19 protein-coding genes are annotated in these 19,768 nt (G+C 28.5%); 18 read left to right on the forward strand and 1 reads right to left on the reverse strand.

Annotated features, from left to right (window positions below; all coding sequences use genetic code 11):
• The first annotated feature begins 6 nt into the window (after positions 1-6).
• The 7 genes from urtB to D9T19_RS05230 all read left to right on the forward strand — a co-directional run bounded on the left by urtB (position 7) and on the right by D9T19_RS05230 (position 6,411).
• On the forward strand, positions 7-1,602 hold the full coding sequence (gene urtB / locus D9T19_RS05200) for an urea ABC transporter permease subunit UrtB (protein ID WP_121627164.1): 1,596 nt from the start codon (positions 7-9) through the stop codon (positions 1,600-1,602).
• 3 nt (positions 1,603-1,605) lie between these two features.
• A complete protein-coding gene (gene urtC / locus D9T19_RS05205; RefSeq protein ID WP_121627165.1) occupies positions 1,606-2,724 on the forward strand; it encodes an urea ABC transporter permease subunit UrtC in 1,119 nt (372 codons plus the stop codon).
• Positions 2,724-3,512, forward strand: coding sequence for an urea ABC transporter ATP-binding protein UrtD (gene urtD, locus D9T19_RS05210; protein ID WP_121627166.1), 789 nt, complete (start codon positions 2,724-2,726; stop codon positions 3,510-3,512). Before urtC ends, urtD begins: the two co-directional genes overlap by 1 nt.
• 2 nt (positions 3,513-3,514) lie before the next feature.
• Positions 3,515-4,210, forward strand: a complete 696-nt coding sequence (urtE, locus tag D9T19_RS05215) for an urea ABC transporter ATP-binding subunit UrtE (RefSeq protein ID WP_121627167.1) — start codon at positions 3,515-3,517, stop codon at positions 4,208-4,210.
• Positions 4,211-4,286: 76 nt separating this feature from the next.
• Positions 4,287-5,042 (forward strand): urease accessory protein UreD, encoded by a 756-nt coding sequence (locus tag D9T19_RS05220; RefSeq protein WP_121627168.1) that lies wholly within the window; start codon positions 4,287-4,289, stop codon positions 5,040-5,042.
• A gap of 1 nt (position 5,043) precedes the next feature.
• On the forward strand, positions 5,044-5,682 hold the full coding sequence (locus tag D9T19_RS05225; RefSeq protein WP_121627169.1) for a hypothetical protein: 639 nt from the start codon (positions 5,044-5,046) through the stop codon (positions 5,680-5,682).
• Positions 5,683-5,748: 66 nt separating this feature from the next.
• Positions 5,749-6,411 carry a GntR family transcriptional regulator gene (locus tag D9T19_RS05230; RefSeq protein WP_121627170.1) on the forward strand — a complete coding sequence of 221 codons (663 nt, stop codon included), beginning with the start codon at positions 5,749-5,751 and terminating at the stop codon, positions 6,409-6,411.
• Between the two features lie 9 nt (positions 6,412-6,420).
• Here D9T19_RS05230 and guaD read toward each other — a convergent pair whose 3' ends face one another.
• Positions 6,421-7,767, reverse strand: a complete 1,347-nt coding sequence (gene guaD / locus D9T19_RS05235; RefSeq protein WP_121627171.1) for a guanine deaminase — start codon at positions 7,765-7,767, stop codon at positions 6,421-6,423.
• Between the two features lie 287 nt (positions 7,768-8,054).
• On the opposite strand from guaD, the gene D9T19_RS05240 reads away from it, so the two are divergent.
• From D9T19_RS05240 to D9T19_RS05290, 11 genes are all read left to right on the forward strand, one after another.
• The gene (locus D9T19_RS05240) at positions 8,055-9,341 is read left to right on the forward strand and encodes an NCS2 family permease (protein WP_121627172.1); all 1,287 of its coding nucleotides are present in this window, start codon (positions 8,055-8,057) and stop codon (positions 9,339-9,341) included.
• A gap of 12 nt (positions 9,342-9,353) precedes the next feature.
• The gene (gene puuE, locus D9T19_RS05245; protein WP_121627173.1) at positions 9,354-10,286 is read left to right on the forward strand and encodes an allantoinase PuuE; all 933 of its coding nucleotides are present in this window, start codon (positions 9,354-9,356) and stop codon (positions 10,284-10,286) included.
• Positions 10,283-10,804: a 2-oxo-4-hydroxy-4-carboxy-5-ureidoimidazoline decarboxylase gene (gene uraD, locus D9T19_RS05250; protein WP_121627174.1), complete on the forward strand. Its 522-nt coding sequence runs from the start codon at positions 10,283-10,285 to the stop codon at positions 10,802-10,804. Before puuE ends, uraD begins: the two co-directional genes overlap by 4 nt.
• Positions 10,794-11,828 carry an allantoicase gene (gene alc / locus D9T19_RS05255; RefSeq protein WP_121627175.1) on the forward strand — a complete coding sequence of 345 codons (1,035 nt, stop codon included), beginning with the start codon at positions 10,794-10,796 and terminating at the stop codon, positions 11,826-11,828. The genes uraD and alc overlap by 11 nt, the downstream gene beginning before the upstream one ends.
• Positions 11,816-12,328 (forward strand): ureidoglycolate lyase, encoded by a 513-nt coding sequence (locus D9T19_RS05260; RefSeq protein ID WP_121627176.1) that lies wholly within the window; start codon positions 11,816-11,818, stop codon positions 12,326-12,328. The genes alc and D9T19_RS05260 overlap by 13 nt, the downstream gene beginning before the upstream one ends.
• Before the next feature lie 3 nt (positions 12,329-12,331).
• Positions 12,332-13,513 (forward strand): urate hydroxylase PuuD, encoded by a 1,182-nt coding sequence (locus D9T19_RS05265; protein WP_121627177.1) that lies wholly within the window; start codon positions 12,332-12,334, stop codon positions 13,511-13,513.
• 9 nt (positions 13,514-13,522) lie between these two features.
• Positions 13,523-13,867, forward strand: a complete 345-nt coding sequence (uraH, locus tag D9T19_RS05270; protein WP_121627178.1) for a hydroxyisourate hydrolase — start codon at positions 13,523-13,525, stop codon at positions 13,865-13,867.
• 113 nt (positions 13,868-13,980) lie between these two features.
• The gene (locus tag D9T19_RS05275; RefSeq protein ID WP_121627179.1) at positions 13,981-14,715 is read left to right on the forward strand and encodes an outer membrane protein OmpK; all 735 of its coding nucleotides are present in this window, start codon (positions 13,981-13,983) and stop codon (positions 14,713-14,715) included.
• Between the two features lie 51 nt (positions 14,716-14,766).
• A complete protein-coding gene (locus D9T19_RS05280; protein ID WP_121627180.1) occupies positions 14,767-16,206 on the forward strand; it encodes a uracil-xanthine permease family protein in 1,440 nt (479 codons plus the stop codon).
• A gap of 15 nt (positions 16,207-16,221) precedes the next feature.
• Positions 16,222-17,577: an 8-oxoguanine deaminase gene (locus tag D9T19_RS05285; RefSeq protein ID WP_121627181.1), complete on the forward strand. Its 1,356-nt coding sequence runs from the start codon at positions 16,222-16,224 to the stop codon at positions 17,575-17,577.
• 18 nt (positions 17,578-17,595) lie between these two features.
• On the forward strand, positions 17,596-19,767 hold the full coding sequence (locus D9T19_RS05290; RefSeq protein WP_121627182.1) for a malate synthase G: 2,172 nt from the start codon (positions 17,596-17,598) through the stop codon (positions 19,765-19,767).
• Position 19,768: the final 1 nt, after the last annotated feature.

Here is a 19,768-nt window from a genome sequence, read left to right on the forward strand (position 1 = left end):
GTAATCATGAAAATATTTAAAATAATATTACTTAATTTATTAATACTTAGTATTGCTTTTGGAGAAACTCTTCAAGAAGATGCTAATAAATTACTAACAAAAAGTTTTAAAACAAAAGAAAAAGTTATAGTTGATTTAACTTCAAAATATAGCCAAGATGAAAAATTGGAGTTTTTATTTCAAAAGTTATTAGTTGGTGACTTACTTTATACTAAAAAAAATAAAGTTATAGTTTATTTAAAAGATAAAAAAGAAAACAATTATTTAACAACTGACATTTTTTCAGGTGAAGATTTAGAACCTAGTTCAAAATATGACTTCTCAAAAATTAAAATCAATAATAAATTAAGAAGTATTATCAAAAGTTCTCTTGCAAAAATAAACTTATTTTCAAAAAATGAAGATACTAGACTTAAATCAGCAAAGAATTTATTAACAAATCTTGATATTAAAAATGAAGAATTAATCAATCAAGTTTTAGAAAAAGAAACAAGTTCAAAAGTAAAAGAAGTACTTGATGAAGCTAGTACAGTTTTAATTGCAAAATATAAAGATGGTGAAGATAAAAAAGAAGCTATTAAAAAACTAGGCTCTTTTTTATCTCCAAAATCTCTTGAAGTTTTAAAAGAAATTTCAAGTAATAGTGAAGATATAGAATTAGTAAAACTTGCAAATACATCAATTGCATCAATAGAAAGTAGTAAATCATTTTACTCATTTTTAGAAACTGCATTTTTTGGTTTAAGTATGGGTTCTGTTTTACTTCTTGCAGCTATTGGTTTAGCAGTTACATTTGGTGTTATGAAAGTTATTAATATGGCTCATGGTGAGCTTATTATGATTGGTGCTTATACTACTTATGCACTTCAACAAATTATGCCAAATCTAATTGAGTATTCAATTATCATAGCAATTCCTGCTGCATTTATAGTAAGTGGTCTTGTAGGTATTTTAATTGAAAGACTTGTAATTAGACATTTATATGGAAGACCTCTTGAAACATTATTGGCTACATTTGGTATTTCATTAGTATTACAACAAATTGTAAGAACTGTTTTTTCTCCTTTAAATCAAGAAGTTAAAACACCACAATGGATGAGTGGAGCATGGGAAATAAATAGTGCATTATCTCTTACATATAATAGATTATATATTGTGATTTTCTCAATAATAGTATTTTTATTTGTTTTATATATTTTAAATAAAACATCTTTAGGATTAAAAGTTAGAGCTGTTTCACAAAATAGAGAAATAGCTCGAGCAATGGGAATAAAAGCTTCATGGATTGATGCAATTACATTTGGACTTGGTTCTGGTATTGCAGGTGTTGCTGGTGTTGCTTTATCTCAACTTACAAATGTTGGACCAAATTTAGGACAAGCTTATATTGTTGATTCATTTATGGTTGTTGTTTTTGGTGGAGTTGGTAATTTATGGGGTACATTAATCGCAGCATTTACACTAGGAGAGTTTAATAAATTCTTAGAACCATACGCAGGGGCTGTTTTAGCAAAAGTAATTATCTTGGTATTTATCATTTTATTTATACAAAAAAGACCTAGAGGATTATTTCCTCAAAAAGGTCGAGATGCACAGGATTAGATTATGAGAAAATCAATAATATTAAAAATTTTAGAAAATGATAGAGGTGGAAAGATTGTATTAGGAACACTTTTTATTGTAGTTGCTTTGGTAGCTATTTTAAATCTAGCAGTTCCTGCTGATTCTATTTTTCATGTATCTACTTTTACAGTTACATTACTTGGTAAATATTTAGCATTTGCACTTTTAGCACTTGCGCTTGATTTAGTTTGGGGATATTTAGGAGTACTTAGTCTTGGTCATGGAGCATTTTTTGCTCTTGGTGGTTATGCTATGGGCATGTATTTAATGCGTCAAATTGGAGACCGTGGTGTTTATGGAAACCCCGATTTACCAGACTTTATGGTATTTATGAATTTAAAAGAAATACCTTGGTTTTGGTATGGTTTTGATAATCCATTATTTATGTTCTTAATGGTTATGTTAGTTCCAGGAATTTTAGCTTTTATATTTGGATGGTTAGCATTTAAATCAAGAGTTACAGGTGTTTATCTTTCGATTATTACTCAAGCTTTAACGTATGCTTTAATGTTAGCATTCTTCAGAAACGATATGGGGTTTGGTGGAAATAACGGTCTTACAGATTTTAAAGATATTTTAGGTTTTGATTTATCATTAGATTCTACAAGAATTGCATTATTAATCATTTCTTATTTTGCTCTTTTAGGTGGATATTTAATAGCAAGATTTATAATGAATTCACGACTAGGTAGAGTTGTTATGTCTATTAGAGATCAAGAAAGTCGTGTACGATTTATTGGTTATAAAGTTGAGCAATATAAACTATTTATTTTTATTGTTTCAGCTGTACTTGCTGCAATTGCAGGGGCTTTATATGTACCACAAGTAGGAATTATTAATCCTGGTGTATTTTCACCATTATTTTCAATTGAGCTTGTAATTTGGGTAGCAGTTGGTGGACGAGGAACTTTATATGGAGCAATTATTGGAGCTATTATAGTTAACTTTGCTAGTTCGTACTTTACATCTGCTCTTCCTGAAGTTTGGTTATATGCACTTGGTGGATTGTTTGTTCTTGTTACTTTATTTTTACCACAAGGTGTGGTTGGACTTGTTATTAAGATAAAAGACAAACTAAACAGTAGAAAAGAGGTGGCGTAATGATTTTATTAAATCCTGAAAATTCACAAAATATTGGTGAGTTAAAAAAAGGTAAAAGAATACTTCTTGTAGATGGTGTAACTGTTAGTTTTGATGGTTTTAAAGCTTTGAACAATTTAAGTTTCTCTATTAACTATGGAGAACTTAGATGTATTATTGGTGCAAATGGTGCTGGTAAATCAACAATGATGGATGTAGTAACAGGAAAAACAAGACCCGATGAAGGAACAGTTACTTTTGGTGATGCTGTAAATTTACTAGAAATGGATGAACCTTCAATAGCAGAAATTGGAATAGGAAGAAAATTTCAAAAGCCAACAGTATTTCAAAATAATACAGTTTTTGAAAACTTAGAACTTGCAATGCAAGATGATAAGAGATTTTTCAAAACACTTTTTTCAAAAATAAGCGGTGAGCAAAAAGATAAAATTGAAGAAACAATGGGACTTATTGGTTTAAAAGATTTATTTAACCAAGAAGCAGGAATTTTATCACATGGTCAAAAACAGTGGTTAGAAATTGGAATGCTAATTATGCAAAATCCAAAACTATTACTAGTTGATGAGCCAGTTGCTGGAATGACACCTCAAGAAGTTGATAAAACAGGTGAGATTTTGCGAGATTTAGCAAAAGAACAAGCTGTTGTAGTAGTTGAGCATGATATGGAATTTATTAGAAGTATCGCTTCTAAAGTAACTGTTCTTCACGAAGGTTCAGTTTTAGCAGAAGGGAATATGGAAAGTATTCAGAATAATGAGAAAGTACGAAAAGTATATTTAGGTGAATAATTATGATACAAATAGATAAATTAAATCAGTTTTATGCTCAAAGTCATACTTTGTGGGATTTAACTTTAGAGCTAAAAAAAGGTAGATGTACTTGTCTTATGGGAAGAAATGGTGTTGGTAAAACAACACTTTCCAAAGTTATTATGGGTTTACTTCCTATTTCAAGTGGAAAGCTAATTTATGAGGGTAACGATATTTCAAAACTAAATGCTCACGATAGAGCAGGAATTGCAATAGGTTATGTTCCTCAAGGTAGAGAAATATTCTCTCAATTAACAGTAGAAGAAAATCTTCAAATTGGTGTATTATCAAATAGAAATAAAATCAAAAGTGTTCCAGATAAAATATATGATTTATTTCCAGTTTTAAAAGATATGGCACATAGAAAAGGTGGAGATTTAAGTGGAGGTCAACAACAGCAATTAGCTATTGGAAGAGCCTTATGTATTGATCCAAAGTTCTTGATTTTGGATGAACCAAGTGAAGGAATTCAACCAAATATTGTGGCTCAAATTGGTGATGTTATTGATTATCTTACAAAAGAAGAGCAAATGACAGTTATGTTAGTTGAGCAAAAACTACCATTTGCAAGAAAACATGGTGATGATTTCTATGTAGTTGATAGAGGCGCTGTTGTTGCAAATGGCGAAATATCACAATTAAGTGATGAAATAGTTAAACAACATTTATCTGTATAAATGGTTATAAAATATACAGTTGTAGAAATATTAAACTTATTGTTTTTGCTAAAATATTTTTACAAGGGTTAATAATATGAGTTTAAAGTTTAGTTTTAAAAATGATAAGTTTTCACTGGATAGATTAAATCTTCCTTCACGATATTATTTGTTTAATGATGATGAAAATTATATCAAACTTCTTAATATTGGAGAGGGAATCTTTCCAAAAGATAGAATTAAAACTAACTTTAAATTAGATAACTCAAATCTAATAATTACAACAGAATCAGCTACTAAAATATATCCGTCAAATTCCAAATATTTTAGTATAAATAGTATAGATATAGAGCTTAAAAATTCATCTAACTTAGAGTTTTTAAATGATGAGTTAATTTTGTATAAAGATGCAAAATTTATTCAAACATTTAGGCTAAATTTTGATGAAAGTTCTACTTTCTTTTATACAGATATTTTAAGTAATGGAAGAACTTTTGAAGATTTTGATTTTTCAATAATGAAAATAAAAAACTCTTTTTTAGAAAATAAAAAATGTGAATATTTAGAAAAGTTTGATGTTCAAGGATCTGAGCTAAAAGATTATATAAAAAGAAAAAGTAGCTCAAGTAATTTGTTTGCAAAAGTATATATAAAGACTTTAGATAATGAAAACTTTTTAGATGTATTATCAAAAGAAGAGTTTACAACTTTCACATATAGTAAATCTAAAAAGTTAATAATAGGTGTTTTAAGTGGCGATAATATGGCTATTTTAAAAAATAAAGTCTCAGATGTTTGGAATATCTATAGAAATACTTTAAATAAAAATAAATTTAATATGGGGAAACAATAAAATGGAATTAGGATTAATACTTATTTTTTGGTATGGAATTCTTCATGCCTTTGGACCAGATCATATTGTGGCAATTGTAAATTTTTCACTTGGTAAAAGTAAAAGTAAAACTCTTTTAATCACAATCTCTTTTGCAATAGGTCATGGGTTAATGTTATTTATTTTTGCAAAAATTCTTCAATCATATACTTCTATTGAAGAGTATTTAGCTTATGGAGATTATATCAGTACTTTTGTAATTATTGCAATGGGAATTTATATGATTTATTTAGTAACAGCAAAAAGAATCATTTTAGAAAAGCATGTACATAAAGGACATGAACATATTCACTTAAGTTTTCAAAAAAATCATACGCATAAAAGTAATGAAACCAAAAATGCTTTTATGATGGGTTCACTTATGGGAATAGGTGGAGTTAGAGGAATGCTTATTACTCTTAGTGTTATAAGTTCAGCTAGTGTAAACCTTTATATGGTGATAGCTTTTATTTTAGGTGTTAGTCTAGTATTTGTAGGATTTGGTCTTATAATTAATTTTATTAATGAAAATATTTTAAATAGTAAAAGAAATATAAAAAGAGTATTTATTTTAACTGGAATTATATCAATTTTAGTTGGTTTAAACATAGTTTTTATTTAGTATAAATAATTCTATGGTATAAATTAGATAGTAAGTATTATAAAAAATATTAAAAGGAGTTATTTAGTGTTTGACCCAGATAATAATTTAAGTTTAGAAGACAATATTGTTAATTATATATTTGATTCTATTTTTACAAAAAAGCTTCATCCAGGTATTAAACTTTCAGAAAGTGTATTAGCAAAAGAATTTGATGTAAGTAGAGAAGTTGCAAGAAAGGCTTTTAGTCAATTACAAAGTATGGGTATTCTAACTTATAAAAAGAATCAAGGTTTCCATATCGTTTGGTTATCAGAAGAGGACACAAGAAATATTTATGCAACACGTAAAATCTTAGAAATAGGAATAATACAAAATTTAACACAAAAGCATGCAAAAGGTGAGTTAGATTTATCTTTATTAAATGAAAATATTGAAACAGAAAAATATTTAAAGATATCTCTTAAAAATGGTGAGTATGTAAAAACTTCTTGCGATTTTCATCTAAATTTAGCACTACTAAGTGATAATGAGTTTTTAATAAATGCACTTAAACCACTAATTCCATTAAGTATATTAGCTGGACTTATTTTCGATGATAATGAAACTTCATTTTGTTCTTATGAAGAACATAATAATTTGATAAAAGCTATTGAAAATCATGATGTAGAAAATTCAAAAAGTATTATGAATTTACATTTAAATCATTGTATTGAAGCATTAAATTTTGGAATTAATACTAAAAAATAGAAAAAAGTTTTAATAAACTTTTTTTCCATTTACAAAAGTTGATATGATATTTCTATCATCTCCCATAATCATTAATGCAAAGAGTTTTTCTTCTAGTTTTTCTAAATCACTTTTTTTTGATTCTTCTATTTTATTAATTCTTAAATTTTGTAGTGCATCAGGTTTAAAATCAATGACAATAAAATCAGCTTCATAACCTTTTTCTATTTTTCCAATTTTATCATCAAGATATAAACTTTGTGCTGCACCTAATGTTGCTTGATAAAATGCTTCAAATGATCCAAATGCTTCTCTTTTTGTATTATTATTTTGTTCTAATGAAATGACTTTATATGCTTCAGCCAATGTTTTAATCATACTAAAACTAGTTCCAGCTCCAACATCAGTTCCTAATCCAATTTTTATATCACGATTTTCTTTTTTCATCTCTCTTATTTTAAAAAGTCCACTTCCTAAAAATAAATTAGAAGTAGGACAAAAACTAATAGCAGCACCTTTGTCATGCAAAGTTTGATATTCTTCATCTTCTAAATGAATTGCATGTGCAAAGATACTTCTTTTATCAACTAAACCAAAACTATCGTATACATCTAGATAATTCTTTGATTGAGGGAATAATGATTTAACCCAAGCTATTTCTTTTTTATTTTCACTTAAATGTGTATGTACATATGTTGTTGGATATTTCTTTTTTAATTCCCCTGCAAGTTTTAACTGTTCATTAGAAGAAGTTGGTGCAAACCTTGGCGTTATTGCATATAAAAGTCTATTGTTTTCATGCCATTTTTTGATTAATTCTTCACTTTTTTCATAACTATCTTTAGGAGTATCAAGAAGTTCTTTTGGAGCATTTCTATCCATCATTACTTTTCCTGCAATTAATCTCATATCGATACTATTTGCAACTTCAAAGATTGCATCAATAGATTCTTCATGCACTGTTCCTAATACTAATGCAGTAGTTGTACCATTTTTTAGAAGCTCATGTATAAAGAAGTCTGAGATTTTACTTGCGTATTCTTTATCTTTAAATTTTAACTCAGCAGGAAAAGTATATTTTTCTAACCATGGCAATAATTCTTCACCAAAAGAACCTATGATTTCAGTTTGTGCATAATGAATATGTGTATCTATAAATCCAGACATAATTAATTTATCTTTATATATCTTGTTTATATCACTATCATTTATCATATATTTTTTTTTAATATTTTCATAATTACCAACATCTTTAATAAATCCATTTTCTATTATAAGTAAACCATTTTTATAATAGTTTATTGAATTAGAAGATAATTTGCTTTTTGTAGGATCTTTACTAAAAGATAGTATTTCTGCCATATATATATCAATCATGATGTTATATCCTTTATTGTTAAGTGTAAATATCTGTGATTGTATACAATAAGAGTATTAAATAGTACTATTTAATGTACATATAATATACAAAAATAAAAGAATATCTATTTATTAAGATAAATATAAAACTTGTAGGTACTCAACTAACTACATTAAAGAGTTGTCTTATTTATTTATAAAAAATAAAAGTACAGATAATTTGTCTAATAAATATACATAGATGCTTTATAATATTGTAGACAATCTGATATTATATTCACAGATTAAAGACAAAGGACAAAATTATGTTTAAATTAAAAGAGCATGGTACAAATGTTTCAACTGAATTATCAGCAGGTTTTACAATTTTTTTAACAATGATGTATATAGTTCCAGTAAATGGATTTATACTCGCGGATGCTGGACTTCCAATGGATGCAGTTGTAACTGCAACTGCACTTATTACAATTTTGGCAACATTATTTAGTGGATTATGGGGAAATACTCCAATTGCAATGTCAGTTGGAATGGGATTAAATGCATATTTCTCATATGGATTAGTATTGGGTATGAAAATCCCATGGGAAACTGCCTTAGGAATTGTTTTCTTATCGGGTATTTTATTCGTAATTTTGTCTTTAACAAATTTTAGAATTTGGATTATGACTTCTATCCCGATGTCTTTAAGACGAGCAATCTCAGCAGGAATTGGTTGTTTTATTGCTTTTATTGGTTTAAAACAAATGGGAATGATTGTCGAAAATAAAGCAACATTAGTTAGTCTTGGAGATTTCTCAGATGGGAATGTATTACTAGGAGTTCTAGGATTAGTTTTAGCTTTTGCTTTTTACTCTTATAGAATTAAAGGTTCTTTTATTCTTTCTATTGCAATTACTTCAATTGTAGCTTGGAGTTTTGGTATTGGATCTTTTCCAAGTGAAATTTTAAGTGCACCAGCTTCAATTGAACCAATCTTTTTTAAGCTTGATATTATGAGTGCTTTAACATTCTCATTACTTCCTGTAATTATTACTTTTTTAATTACTGATATGTTTGATACGCTTGGAACTTTAACAGGTGTAGGAACAAGAGCTAACCTTTTCCAAGAGAATAATAAAGATGACAAATCTCTACAAAGAACATTAGAAGCAGATGCAATTGCAACTACAGCAGGAGCATTTATGGGTGTTTCTACAACAACATCATTTATCGAAAGTGCTTCAGGAGTTGAGGAAGGTGGACGAACTGGGTTAACAGCAGTTTTTACTGCAATGTTTTTTGTAACTACTTTATTTATGTTACCACTATTTAAATCAATTCCTGGCAATGCAATTTATCCAGTACTTGTAGTTGTTGGTGTCCTAATGTTTACAGAACTTGGAAAAATTAAATTTGAAGATTCCGATTTAGCAACTAGTGCAGGAGCATTTTTTATTGTTCTTTTAATGCCTTTAACTTTCTCAATTACAAATGGAATTGCAGCAGGTTTTATAGTGTATACATTAATCAAACTAGTAAAAAAACAAACTGAAGATTTAAATTTAGGAATTTTAGTTATTACATTTATAAGTGCATTAGCATTTATATTATAAGGAGTATAAAAGATGAATGATTTTTTAGATAACTATCCAAGAGATATGATTGGATATGCAAATGAACCAATTAATCCCAAGTGGCCAAATAAAGCAAAGCTTGCTGTTCAATTTGTATTAAATTATGAGGAAGGTTCTGAAAACTGTGTTTTACATGGTGATGAAGCTTCTGAAGTTTTTTTATCTGAGATTATCAATGCTCAAGCTTTTACTTCTAGACATAAAAGTATGGAGTCTATTTATGAATATGGTTCAAGAGTTGGTGTTTGGAGAATATTAGAATTATTTAAAAGTTTTAATATTCCTATTACTATTTTTGGTGTTGCAATGGCACTTGCACGAAATCCTAAGCTTGCAGAATATTTAGCACTTCATAATTACGATATATGTTCACATGGTTATAGATGGCTTTCATATCAAAATATTGAAGAAAGTATTGAACGAGATCACTTATATAAAAGTATTGAGCTTTTAGAAAAAATGATTGGGAAGAGACCTCTTGGATGGTATACAGGAAGAGATAGTGAAAATACAAGAAAATTAATAGTTGAAGAAGGTGGTTTTTTATATGACAGCGATGCTTATAATGATGATTTACCTTATTTTGCAACAGATGTACCAAAAGATGTTGAGCATTTAGTTATTCCTTATACATTGGATGTAAATGATATGAGATTTGCGTCAGCTCAAGGTTTTAATTCTGGAGATCAATTTTTTACTTATTTAAAAGATAGTTTTGACGCTCTTTATTTAGAAGGTCAAACAGCACCAAAAATGATGTCAATTGGAATGCATTGTAGGATTCTTGGTCGACCTGGAAGAATAATGGCAATGAGAAGATTTTTAGAATATGTATCAAATTTCGATGATGTTTGGTTTTGCAAAAGAGAAGATATTGCAAAACATTGGATTAAAAATTTTGGAGAAAAAAGGATCGAAATATGATTTATCCACATGACTTAGCTAATGAAAACAAATCAGAATTTTTAAAAACATTTGATGAGCTATATGAGCATTCTCCTTGGGTTATAGAAAAATCTTTTGAGAGTATTAAAAAGGATTTGAAATATAACGATTTAGAAGAATTTCACAAAATACTTTCAAATACAGTTTTTAATGAAAGTATTGATTTACAAATGAGTTTAATAAAAGCTCACCCAATGTTAGCAGGGAAACAAGCTAAAAATAATGAATTAACAGACTTTTCAACAAATGAACAAAAATCAGCTGGTTTAAATTCATGTACAGATGAAGAAATAAAATTATTTGATGAATTAAATAAAAAGTATTTTGATAAATTTGATTTTCCTTATATTTTAGCAGTAAAAGGAAGAGTTAAAAAAGAAATTATTGAAAACTTTAGATCAAGATTGGAAAACTCTTTTGAAGATGAAAAACAAGAGGCGTTAGATCAAATCAATCAAATTGCACTAATTAGAATAAAGGGTATTTATGGCAAATAGACAAAAAGAACTTATGGATGTTGCAAGTTTAGAACTTGGAACAGAAATTATTTATGTAACAGATGAATTCTTTGCAAATGCAAATAGAATGCTTCAAGCAACTGAACCAGTTTTTAAAGATGAATATGATGAAAATGGACATTGGATGGACGGTTGGGAAACTAGAAGAAGAAGAGATGATGGAAATGATTATGCAATTTTAAGACTAGGACAGGTTTCTAGAATTATTGAAATTGAAATTGATACAAGTTATTTCAAAGGAAACTTTCCTCCTTCTGCATCTGTTAAAGGATGTTATGCTCCTGATGCAAGTGATGATGAGATTATTGATAATCCTGATAATTTTGAATGGTTTACGCTAGTGGCTCAAACAGATTTAGGACCTCATGATATTTTTTCTTTAGAATCTAAATATCAACAAAGTGTAACTCACTTGAAAATTGATATTTTCCCTGATGGTGGTATTGCTAGATTTAAAGCTTATGGATTTATTTCTTTTGATCATAAACTTTTTGAAAAAGAAAATATTAATGTAATTTCAAGAAGAACAGGTGCAAGAGCAATATATGCAAATAATGAATTCTTTGGTTCATTAAAAAATATTATTAAAATTACAGAAGCTGTAAATATGGGTGATGGTTGGGAAACTAGAAGACGAAGAGAACCAGGTTATGATTGGGGAATTATTGAATTAGCAAATCCTGCAATTATTGATAATCTTATGATTGATACTAATTTCTTCAAAGGAAATTATCCAGATTATTTCTCATTAAATGCGGCATATATTCCAAATACAACACATAGTTCAGTTGTAACACAAAGTATATTCTGGGAAGAACTTCTTCCTAAACAAAAGTTGCAAATGGATCAAAAACATTATTTTGATAGTTCAAGTTTTTCACATCAAAAACCAATAACTCACGTAAGAATAAATATCTATCCTGATGGTGGAGTTTCAAGATTTAGATTATTTGGGAAATTTATTAAATATAAAGAAGCAGAGAAAATATTATGCGAACAATAAGTCCTATAAGTTTAGAAGATGAAGAGTTTTCTAAATATGGAAAAATTATTAGTGTTGATAATTCTGATTCAATAGTAATAAATAATGGTTTTGCTTCTAAGCATTACAACCTTTGTAATATTGATGCAAATGATAATGGTGGAGTAGCTACTTTACATTTATATGAAGGAAAAAAAAGAGAGTTTCCTTTGAAAATAAATATGATGGAAAAGCATCCTCATTTTTCACAAACTTTTATACCTAGAAGCAAAACACCTTTTATAATTGTTGTTGCTTTGGGTGCGAAAGAACCTGATTTGAATACTTTAAGTGTGTTTAAATCAAATGGAAATCAAGGTGTCCATTACAATAAAAATGTTTGGCATTTTCCTCTTATAAGTTTAGAAGATAATGAACAGTTTATCGTAGTTGATAGAAATGATCTAGGAAAAGAAGAAAATAAAATAATTGATTGTATTGAATTAGAACTCAATCAAGATATAGAAATTTTAAAGGATTAATTTATGGAAGCTTATATAATGGATTGGCTAAATGCCATGCTTCGTTTTGCACATTTTGTTACAGGGGTTGCATGGATTGGAGCATCATTTTACTTTAACTGGTTAGAAAATAATCTAAACAGACAAGGACAACAAAAAGAGGGAATCTCTGGACATTTATGGGCTGTTCATGGTGGAGGATTTTATTATTTAGAAAAATTTAAATCTTATCCAAATAAATTACCAAAACATCTTCATTGGTTTAAATGGGAAGCTTACTTCACATTAATAACTGGATTTGCTCTTTTATGTGTTGTTTATTATTACAATGCAAACTCTTATCTTTTAAAAAGTGGAACAGATATAAGTGCAACAACAGGAATATTATTAAGTTTAGCAGGATTGGTTGTAGGTTGGTTAATTTATGACAATGTTACAAAATCAGCACTTGTTAAAAAACAAGCTATTGTTGCACTTATTATGTTAGTAGTTGTTGCAGTATCAGCATTTTTTTATCAACAATTTTTTGCTCCACGAGCTGTATTCATTCAAATTGGTGCGATGATTGGTGTGATAATGGTATTCAATGTATTCTTTGTAATTATGCCATCACAACGAGAACTTGTAAAAGCGTGTGTTGAAAAATCTGAACTAGGTGAAGAGATTGGTTTTAGAGGTTATATAAGATCAAGAAATAACAACTATTTTACACTTCCTGTTTTATTTATAATGATAAGTAATCACTATCCAATTTTTTATGCGGGAGAAAATGCTCCAATTGTATTGATAGCAATTTTTATAATCACTGTATTAATTAGACATTATTTTAACCTTGAAGGTGAAGGTAAAAGAGGAGCTAAAACTGCTTTAGGTGCTGCTGTTGTATTAATTGCAATTGCTTTTTACTTATTAATTCCATCTAAACCAAAAGTTATAGAAGGTGCTAAACCAATTGCTTATTCACAAATTGCTTTAATTATGGAAAATAGATGTTCAACTTGTCATTCTGCGAATCCAAGTGATGATCAATTTACTGTTGCTCCTTCTGGTTTTATGCTTGATACTAAGGAACAAATAATAAATGCAAAAGATATTATTTATACAAGAACTATAGCTAGTAATTCAATGCCTTTTGGAAATAAAACTCATATGACACAAGAAGAAAGAGATGTTTTAGCTTTATGGCTAATCTCTTTAAAAAAGTAAGGATTTAAAATGGGAAAATTAAGTACACATATTTTAGATACAACAATTGGAAAACCAGCTAGTAGTGTTGATATTAAATTATATAAAAAAATTGATGATAAGTTTGAGTTAATAAAAACAGCAAAAACAAATAGTGATGGTAGATGTGATAAAGCATTATTAGAAAATAGTGAACTTCAAGAAGGTACTTATGAATTAGAGTTTGATGTATATTCATATTTTAAATCTAAATATATAAAAAGTACTTTTTTACAAGATGTAGTAATTAGATTTCACGTTGATGATAAAAATGAAAATTATCATGTTCCATTATTAATAACTCCTTATAGTTATTCTACATATAGAGGGAGTTGATTATGTTTAGAAAAAGAGTAAAGGGACCTCCTTAGATGACTTTATTTAGAAAAATGGGAAAAGAAAAAAGATAACAAGAAATTAAAAATTAAAAACACAACAAGGGAAAAATTATGAAAAAAATATTAAGTACAGTTTTAGCAGCGAATATATCATTATTCGCGTTTAGTACATCAAATATATCAGTTTTAAATGGAGAGTTTGACGGAGATAGTGCTATTTATGATACTAATGATGGTGGAAAGAAGACAACAATTACTTTTGAACATTTAACAAAAGATACTTGGGGAGATATTTTCTTTTTCGTAGATTATACTGTTGCGGATGATACAAAATTATATTCTAGTGATAAAACTGGTTTGTATGGTGAGTTTATGCCAAGATTTAGTCTTAGTAATTTAACAAATACTAAATTATCTAATTCTGTTGTGAAAGATGTTTTTATAGCAACACAATTAAATGCAGGAAGTGGTTCAGATTTTAGAGCAGAGTTAGTAGGTTTAGGTACAGATTTAAATGTTCCTGGATTTGATTTCTTTCAGATGAATGCATATTATAAACACGTTGATTTAACAATTTCATCAGTAGATTATTCAAGAGATACTTATCAAATTTCGCCTGTATATGGTACACATTTTGGAAGTAGTGGAATATCTTTCCAAGGTTGGATGGATTTAAGTGGTTATTCATATTCTACACAAAATCAATTACTTTATGACGTAATGGGCAATGGAAAAATTAAAGTAGGAATAGAGCACCTTTATTACTATGAAACAAAAAGTGACAATGGTACAAACAATCATCCAGAAACAAGTTCTGTTCAATTAATGGCTAAGTTTAGTTGGTAGTAGTTTAAATTAGAGTAATAAAAAAAGTACAAAAGTACAAAAGGAAAAGTTATGAGTAAAGAATCAGAATTAATCTACAAACTAGATGATAAGCCAGGTGCAAAAGAATCATTTTTCGCCGCATTACAACATCTTTTAGCAAGTTTTATAGGTATTATAACCCCAACATTAATTATTGGTGGAGTATTAGGTTTAGGAAGTGAAATTCCTTACTTAATATCTATGGCACTAATGGTTTCAGGAGTTGGAACAATTATTCAAGCAAAAAAACCACTTGGAATTGGTACAGGGATGATATGTGTTCAAGGTACAAGTTTTGCATTTTTAAGTTCTATTTTAGCAGCTGGATTTATTGCCAAAGCTAATGGTGGAGGTCCTGATGAAATCTTAGCGATGATTTTTGGGGTATGTGTACTTGGAGCTTTTATTGAAATTGGTTTAAGTCAAGTATTAGGAAAATTAAAAAGAATTATTACACCAATTGTAACAGGAACAGTTATTACTATTATTGGTATTAGTTTAATTAAAATTGGATTTACTGATATGGCAGGTGGTACATGGTTAATGAATAATAAACCTGAATTCTTTGCTAGTTTCGAGAATTTATTTTTAGGTGTGATTGTAATGATTACTATTATTATTGCTAATAAGTCTTCAAACCAATGGATTAGATTATCTTCTATTATTATTGGTATGGCAGTTGGTTTTATTATTGCTATGTTTATGGGAAAAGTAGATTTTTCCACTTTTAATAAAGTAGAATCAATTATTAGTATGCCTATTCCTTTTAAATATGGTTTCAATTTTGATATCGCTGCATTTATACCTGTTGCAATTATTTATTTAATTACAGCAATAGAATCATCAGGAGATATTACTGCAAATTGTATGATTTCAAATCAGCCAATTAAGGGAAAATCTTATTTTGAAAGAATAAAAGGTGGTGTTTTAGCTGATGGTTGTAATTCTTTAATCGCAGGAGTTTTTAATACTTTTCCAAATACAACATTTTCTCAAAATAATGGTGTAATTCAATTAACTGGAATTGCAAGTAGATATATTGGAGTATGGATTGGAGCTTTATTAATTATTCTTGGATTATTCCCTCATATTGGAGCTATATTTAGAGCTTTACCAACTCCTGTATTAGGTGGTGCAACTATTATTATGTTTGCAACAGTTGCAGTTGCTGGTATTAAAATAATATCTCAAGTAAATCTTAATAGAAGAAATATGCTTATTTTAGCAATCTCTTTTGGTGTTGGTTTAGGTGTTTTATTAGTGCCTCAAATTCTTACAACATTCTCTAATAATATTGGTGGAGATCTTGGAAAAATTATAAATAGTGTATTAGGTTCTCCTGTTACAGCTGGTGGATTAACTGCAATTCTTGCAACTTTATTTATTGCACAACCTGAAGATATTACAGAAGTGCCAAGTAGAACACCAATTGAACATGATGTTGTAACACCTGCAAGTTCATCAATATAATAAATAGGAAGTAAAATGAGTAAGAAAATTTGGATAAAAAACCCTTTAACAATTTTAGCAAAGAATTCTGATGGTGGAATTGTTATTAATGGTACAAAAATAGTTGAGTTAGTTCCTAAAGGAGCTACTCCAACACTTTTAGTTGATGAAGTTTATGATGCAAAAGATTCTGTAGTGTTGCCTGGTCTTATAAATACACATCATCATTTTTATCAAACTCTAACTCGTGCTTATCCTACTGCATTAAACAAGGAATTATTTCCTTGGTTAACATCACTTTATACAGTTTGGGAACACCTAGACTCAGAAATGATATATCAATCAACAAAACTAGCACTTAGTGAGTTACTTCTTTCAGGATGTACAACTGCAAGTGATCATCATTATGTTTTTTCTGATTCTACAAAAGATGCAATTGATATTCAAATGAATGTTGCAAAAGAACTTGGGATGAGAGTTGTTTTAACAAGAGGTTCAATGAGCCTTGGAAAAAAAGATGGAGGATTACCTCCTCAAAGTGTTGTTCAAGATGAGCAAATAATCTTAGAAGACTCAATTAGATTAATAAAAAAATATCATCAAAAAGAAGAAGGAGCAATGACTCAATTAGCCTTAGCACCTTGTTCACCTTTTTCAGTTTCCACTGATCTTATGATTGAAAGTGCAAAATTAGCAAAAGAGTATGACGTTTGTTTACATACACATTTGGCGGAAACTATAGATGAAGAAGAATTTTGTCTTAAAAAATTTGGAATGAGAACAGTTGATTATTTGGAGCATACAAATTGGTTACATAATAAAACTTGGCTAGCTCATGGAATTCATTTTAATGATGAAGAAATACAAAGATTAGGAGCTGCAAATGTAGGAATTTGTCATTGTCCAACATCAAATATGATGTTAGCTTCTGGAATTTGTAAAACATTAGAGCTTGAAAAAGCAGGTGTAGTTATTGGTATTGGAGTTGACGGTTCAGCTTCAAATGATGGTTCAAATATGATTCAAGAAGTAAGAATGGCAATGTATTTACAAAGATTAAAATATGGTTCATCAAAAATCACTCATCAAAAAGCATATGAATGGGCTACAAAAGGTTCAGCACAAGTTTTAAGAAGAGAAGATATTGGAGAAATAGCTGTTGGTAAAGAAGCAGATATTGCAATGTTTAAACTAGATGAATTAAGATTTTCAGGTTCTCATGATCCCTTAGCTGCTCTTTTACTTTGTGGAGCTCAAAAAGCGCACAGAGTAATGATAGCAGGAAATTGGAAAGTAAAAGATGGTGAAATTCTTGATTTAGATATTAAAAAATTACAGTTTGAACATACAAAACAAGCACAAAATTTATATATAAAAGCAAATTCAATTTAATTAACTGAAGGAAAATATATGGAAAATTATATAAAACAAGGAAGTTTAGAAGTAGATAAAGAATTATTAGGATTAATAAATGATGAAATTATTCCTAGTACTAATATTACAAGTGATACTTTTTGGAAAAACTTTGAACAGATTATAGAAGATTTAACTCCAATAAATAAAGCTCTTTTAGAAAAAAGAGATGAGTTTCAAACAAAGATTGATGCTTGGCATAAAAATAATAAGTTTGATAAAAATGATTTAACTAATTATAAAAACTTTTTAAAAGAGATTGGATACTTAGTAGAAGAAAAAGAAGATTTTGAAATTACTACAAAAAATGTAGATGAAGAAATAACTCTTCAAGCTGGACCACAACTTGTTGTTCCTGTTAAAAATGCGAGATTTGCACTAAATGCTGCAAATTCAAGATGGGGAAGTTTATACGATGCCCTTTATGGTTCTGATGTTATTTCAAAAGATGGTGATTTAGCAATTACAAAAGAATATAATAAATTAAGAGGTGCAAAAGTTGTTGAGTTTGCTAAAAAATATTTAGACCTTGTTGCTCCTTTAAAAGATGGTACACATTTAATAGCCACTTCATATAAATTTATAGATGGAAAACTTGAAATTGAATTAAATGATGGTTTATCAACAAGCTTAAAAGATAATGATAAATGTATTGCTTTTAAAGGTAATGCTTTAAATCCTGAATCAATTATATTTAAAAATAATAACCTTCATATAGAGGTATTATTTGATAAAGATAATTTTATTGGAAAACTTGATAGTGCTGGAATAAAAGATCTTGTAGTTGAAGCTGCAATTACTACTATTATGGATTGTGAAGATTCAGTTGCTGCTGTTGATGCACAAGATAAAGTAGAAGTTTATAAAAATTGGTTTGGACTTATGCAAGGTAATCTAAGCGAATCATTTGAGAAAAATGGAAAAACTTTAACAAGAGAATTAAACAAAGACAAAATCTATAAAACACTTGATGGAAAAGAATTAATTCTTCATGGAAGAAGTCTTCTTTTTATAAGAAATGTTGGACATCTTATGACTAATCCAGCGATTTTAGATAAAGATGGAAATGAAGTTTATGAGGGAATTATGGATGCTATGATTACAGTTTTAGCTGCAATTCCTGATGTGAAAAAATCAAATGAAAAATCAAATTCTAGAACAAGTAGCATATATATAGTAAAACCAAAGATGCATGGACCAGAGGAAGTTGCTTTTGCAGTTGAACTATTTAAAAGAGTAGAACTTGCTTTAGATTTACCAGAAAATACAATCAAAATTGGAATTATGGATGAAGAAAGACGAACAACTGTAAATTTAAAAGAGTGTATAAGAGCAGCTAAGCAAAGAGTAGTCTTTATTAATACAGGATTTTTAGATAGAACAGGTGATGAAATTCATACTTCAATGTTAGTGGGTGCTTTTGTTCCAAAATCTGATATGAAAAAACAAGCTTGGATAAAAGCTTATGAAGATAATAATGTTGATATTGGATTAGAGTGTGGATTACAAGGAATTGCTCAAATTGGAAAAGGAATGTGGGCAATGCCTGATGAAATGGCAGCTATGTTAGAGCAAAAAATTGCACATCCAAAATCAGGAGCAAATACAGCTTGGGTACCTTCACCAATTGGTGCAGTAATACATAGTATTCATTATCACCAAATTAATGTATTTGAACAACAAAATGAATTGAAAAAAAGAAAAAGAGCTAGTTTAGATGATATCTTAACTATTCCTCTTTTAGAAGAAGATACAGTTTTAACAAAAGAAGAGATTAAATTTGAACTAGATAACAATGCCCAAAGTATTTTAGGTTATGTTGTAAGGTGGATTGATGCTGGAATTGGGTGTTCAAAGGTTCCTGATATTCATAATGTTGGTTTAATGGAAGATAGAGCAACTTTAAGAATTTCATCACAATTTTTAGCAAATTGGATTGAGCATAAAATTTGCACAAAAGAAGAAGTTTTAGCTTCATTAAAAGCTATGGCAATTGTTGTTGATAAACAAAATGAAAATGATTCAAGTTATATAAATATTGCACCTTCTTATGATGGAATTGCTTTTAAAGCTGCGTGTGATTTAGTTTTTAAAGGAAAAGAACAACCTTCAGGTTATACAGAACCAATACTTCATGAATATAGAAGAAAATATAAGAATAGGAAATAAA

It is taken from the genome of Poseidonibacter antarcticus, from assembly GCF_003667345.1.
Taxonomy (GTDB): Bacteria; Campylobacterota; Campylobacteria; order Campylobacterales; family Arcobacteraceae; genus Poseidonibacter; species Poseidonibacter antarcticus.

Excerpts from the sequence above, each read along its gene's own strand:
- guaD (WP_121627171.1), bottom strand. The coding sequence starts at position 7,767 with ATGATTGATATATATATGGCAGAAATACTATCTTTTAGTAAAGATCCT.
- D9T19_RS05275 (WP_121627179.1), top strand. The coding sequence starts at position 13,981 with ATGAAAAAAATATTAAGTACAGTTTTAGCAGCGAATATATCATTATTC.
- D9T19_RS05290 (WP_121627182.1), top strand. The coding sequence starts at position 17,596 with ATGGAAAATTATATAAAACAAGGAAGTTTAGAAGTAGATAAAGAATTA.
- D9T19_RS05260 (WP_121627176.1), top strand. The coding sequence starts at position 11,816 with ATGCGAACAATAAGTCCTATAAGTTTAGAAGATGAAGAGTTTTCTAAA.
- urtE (WP_121627167.1), top strand. The coding sequence starts at position 3,515 with ATGATACAAATAGATAAATTAAATCAGTTTTATGCTCAAAGTCATACT.
- puuE (WP_121627173.1), top strand. The coding sequence starts at position 9,354 with ATGAATGATTTTTTAGATAACTATCCAAGAGATATGATTGGATATGCA.
- urtD (WP_121627166.1), top strand. The coding sequence starts at position 2,724 with ATGATTTTATTAAATCCTGAAAATTCACAAAATATTGGTGAGTTAAAA.
- D9T19_RS05265 (WP_121627177.1), top strand. The coding sequence starts at position 12,332 with ATGGAAGCTTATATAATGGATTGGCTAAATGCCATGCTTCGTTTTGCA.
- D9T19_RS05285 (WP_121627181.1), top strand. The coding sequence starts at position 16,222 with ATGAGTAAGAAAATTTGGATAAAAAACCCTTTAACAATTTTAGCAAAG.
- D9T19_RS05240 (WP_121627172.1), top strand. The coding sequence starts at position 8,055 with ATGTTTAAATTAAAAGAGCATGGTACAAATGTTTCAACTGAATTATCA.
- D9T19_RS05225 (WP_121627169.1), top strand. The coding sequence starts at position 5,044 with ATGGAATTAGGATTAATACTTATTTTTTGGTATGGAATTCTTCATGCC.
- urtC (WP_121627165.1), top strand. The coding sequence starts at position 1,606 with ATGAGAAAATCAATAATATTAAAAATTTTAGAAAATGATAGAGGTGGA.
- uraD (WP_121627174.1), top strand. The coding sequence starts at position 10,283 with ATGATTTATCCACATGACTTAGCTAATGAAAACAAATCAGAATTTTTA.
- D9T19_RS05220 (WP_121627168.1), top strand. The coding sequence starts at position 4,287 with ATGAGTTTAAAGTTTAGTTTTAAAAATGATAAGTTTTCACTGGATAGA.
- uraH (WP_121627178.1), top strand. The coding sequence starts at position 13,523 with ATGGGAAAATTAAGTACACATATTTTAGATACAACAATTGGAAAACCA.
- urtB (WP_121627164.1), top strand. The coding sequence starts at position 7 with ATGAAAATATTTAAAATAATATTACTTAATTTATTAATACTTAGTATT.
- alc (WP_121627175.1), top strand. The coding sequence starts at position 10,794 with ATGGCAAATAGACAAAAAGAACTTATGGATGTTGCAAGTTTAGAACTT.
- D9T19_RS05280 (WP_121627180.1), top strand. The coding sequence starts at position 14,767 with ATGAGTAAAGAATCAGAATTAATCTACAAACTAGATGATAAGCCAGGT.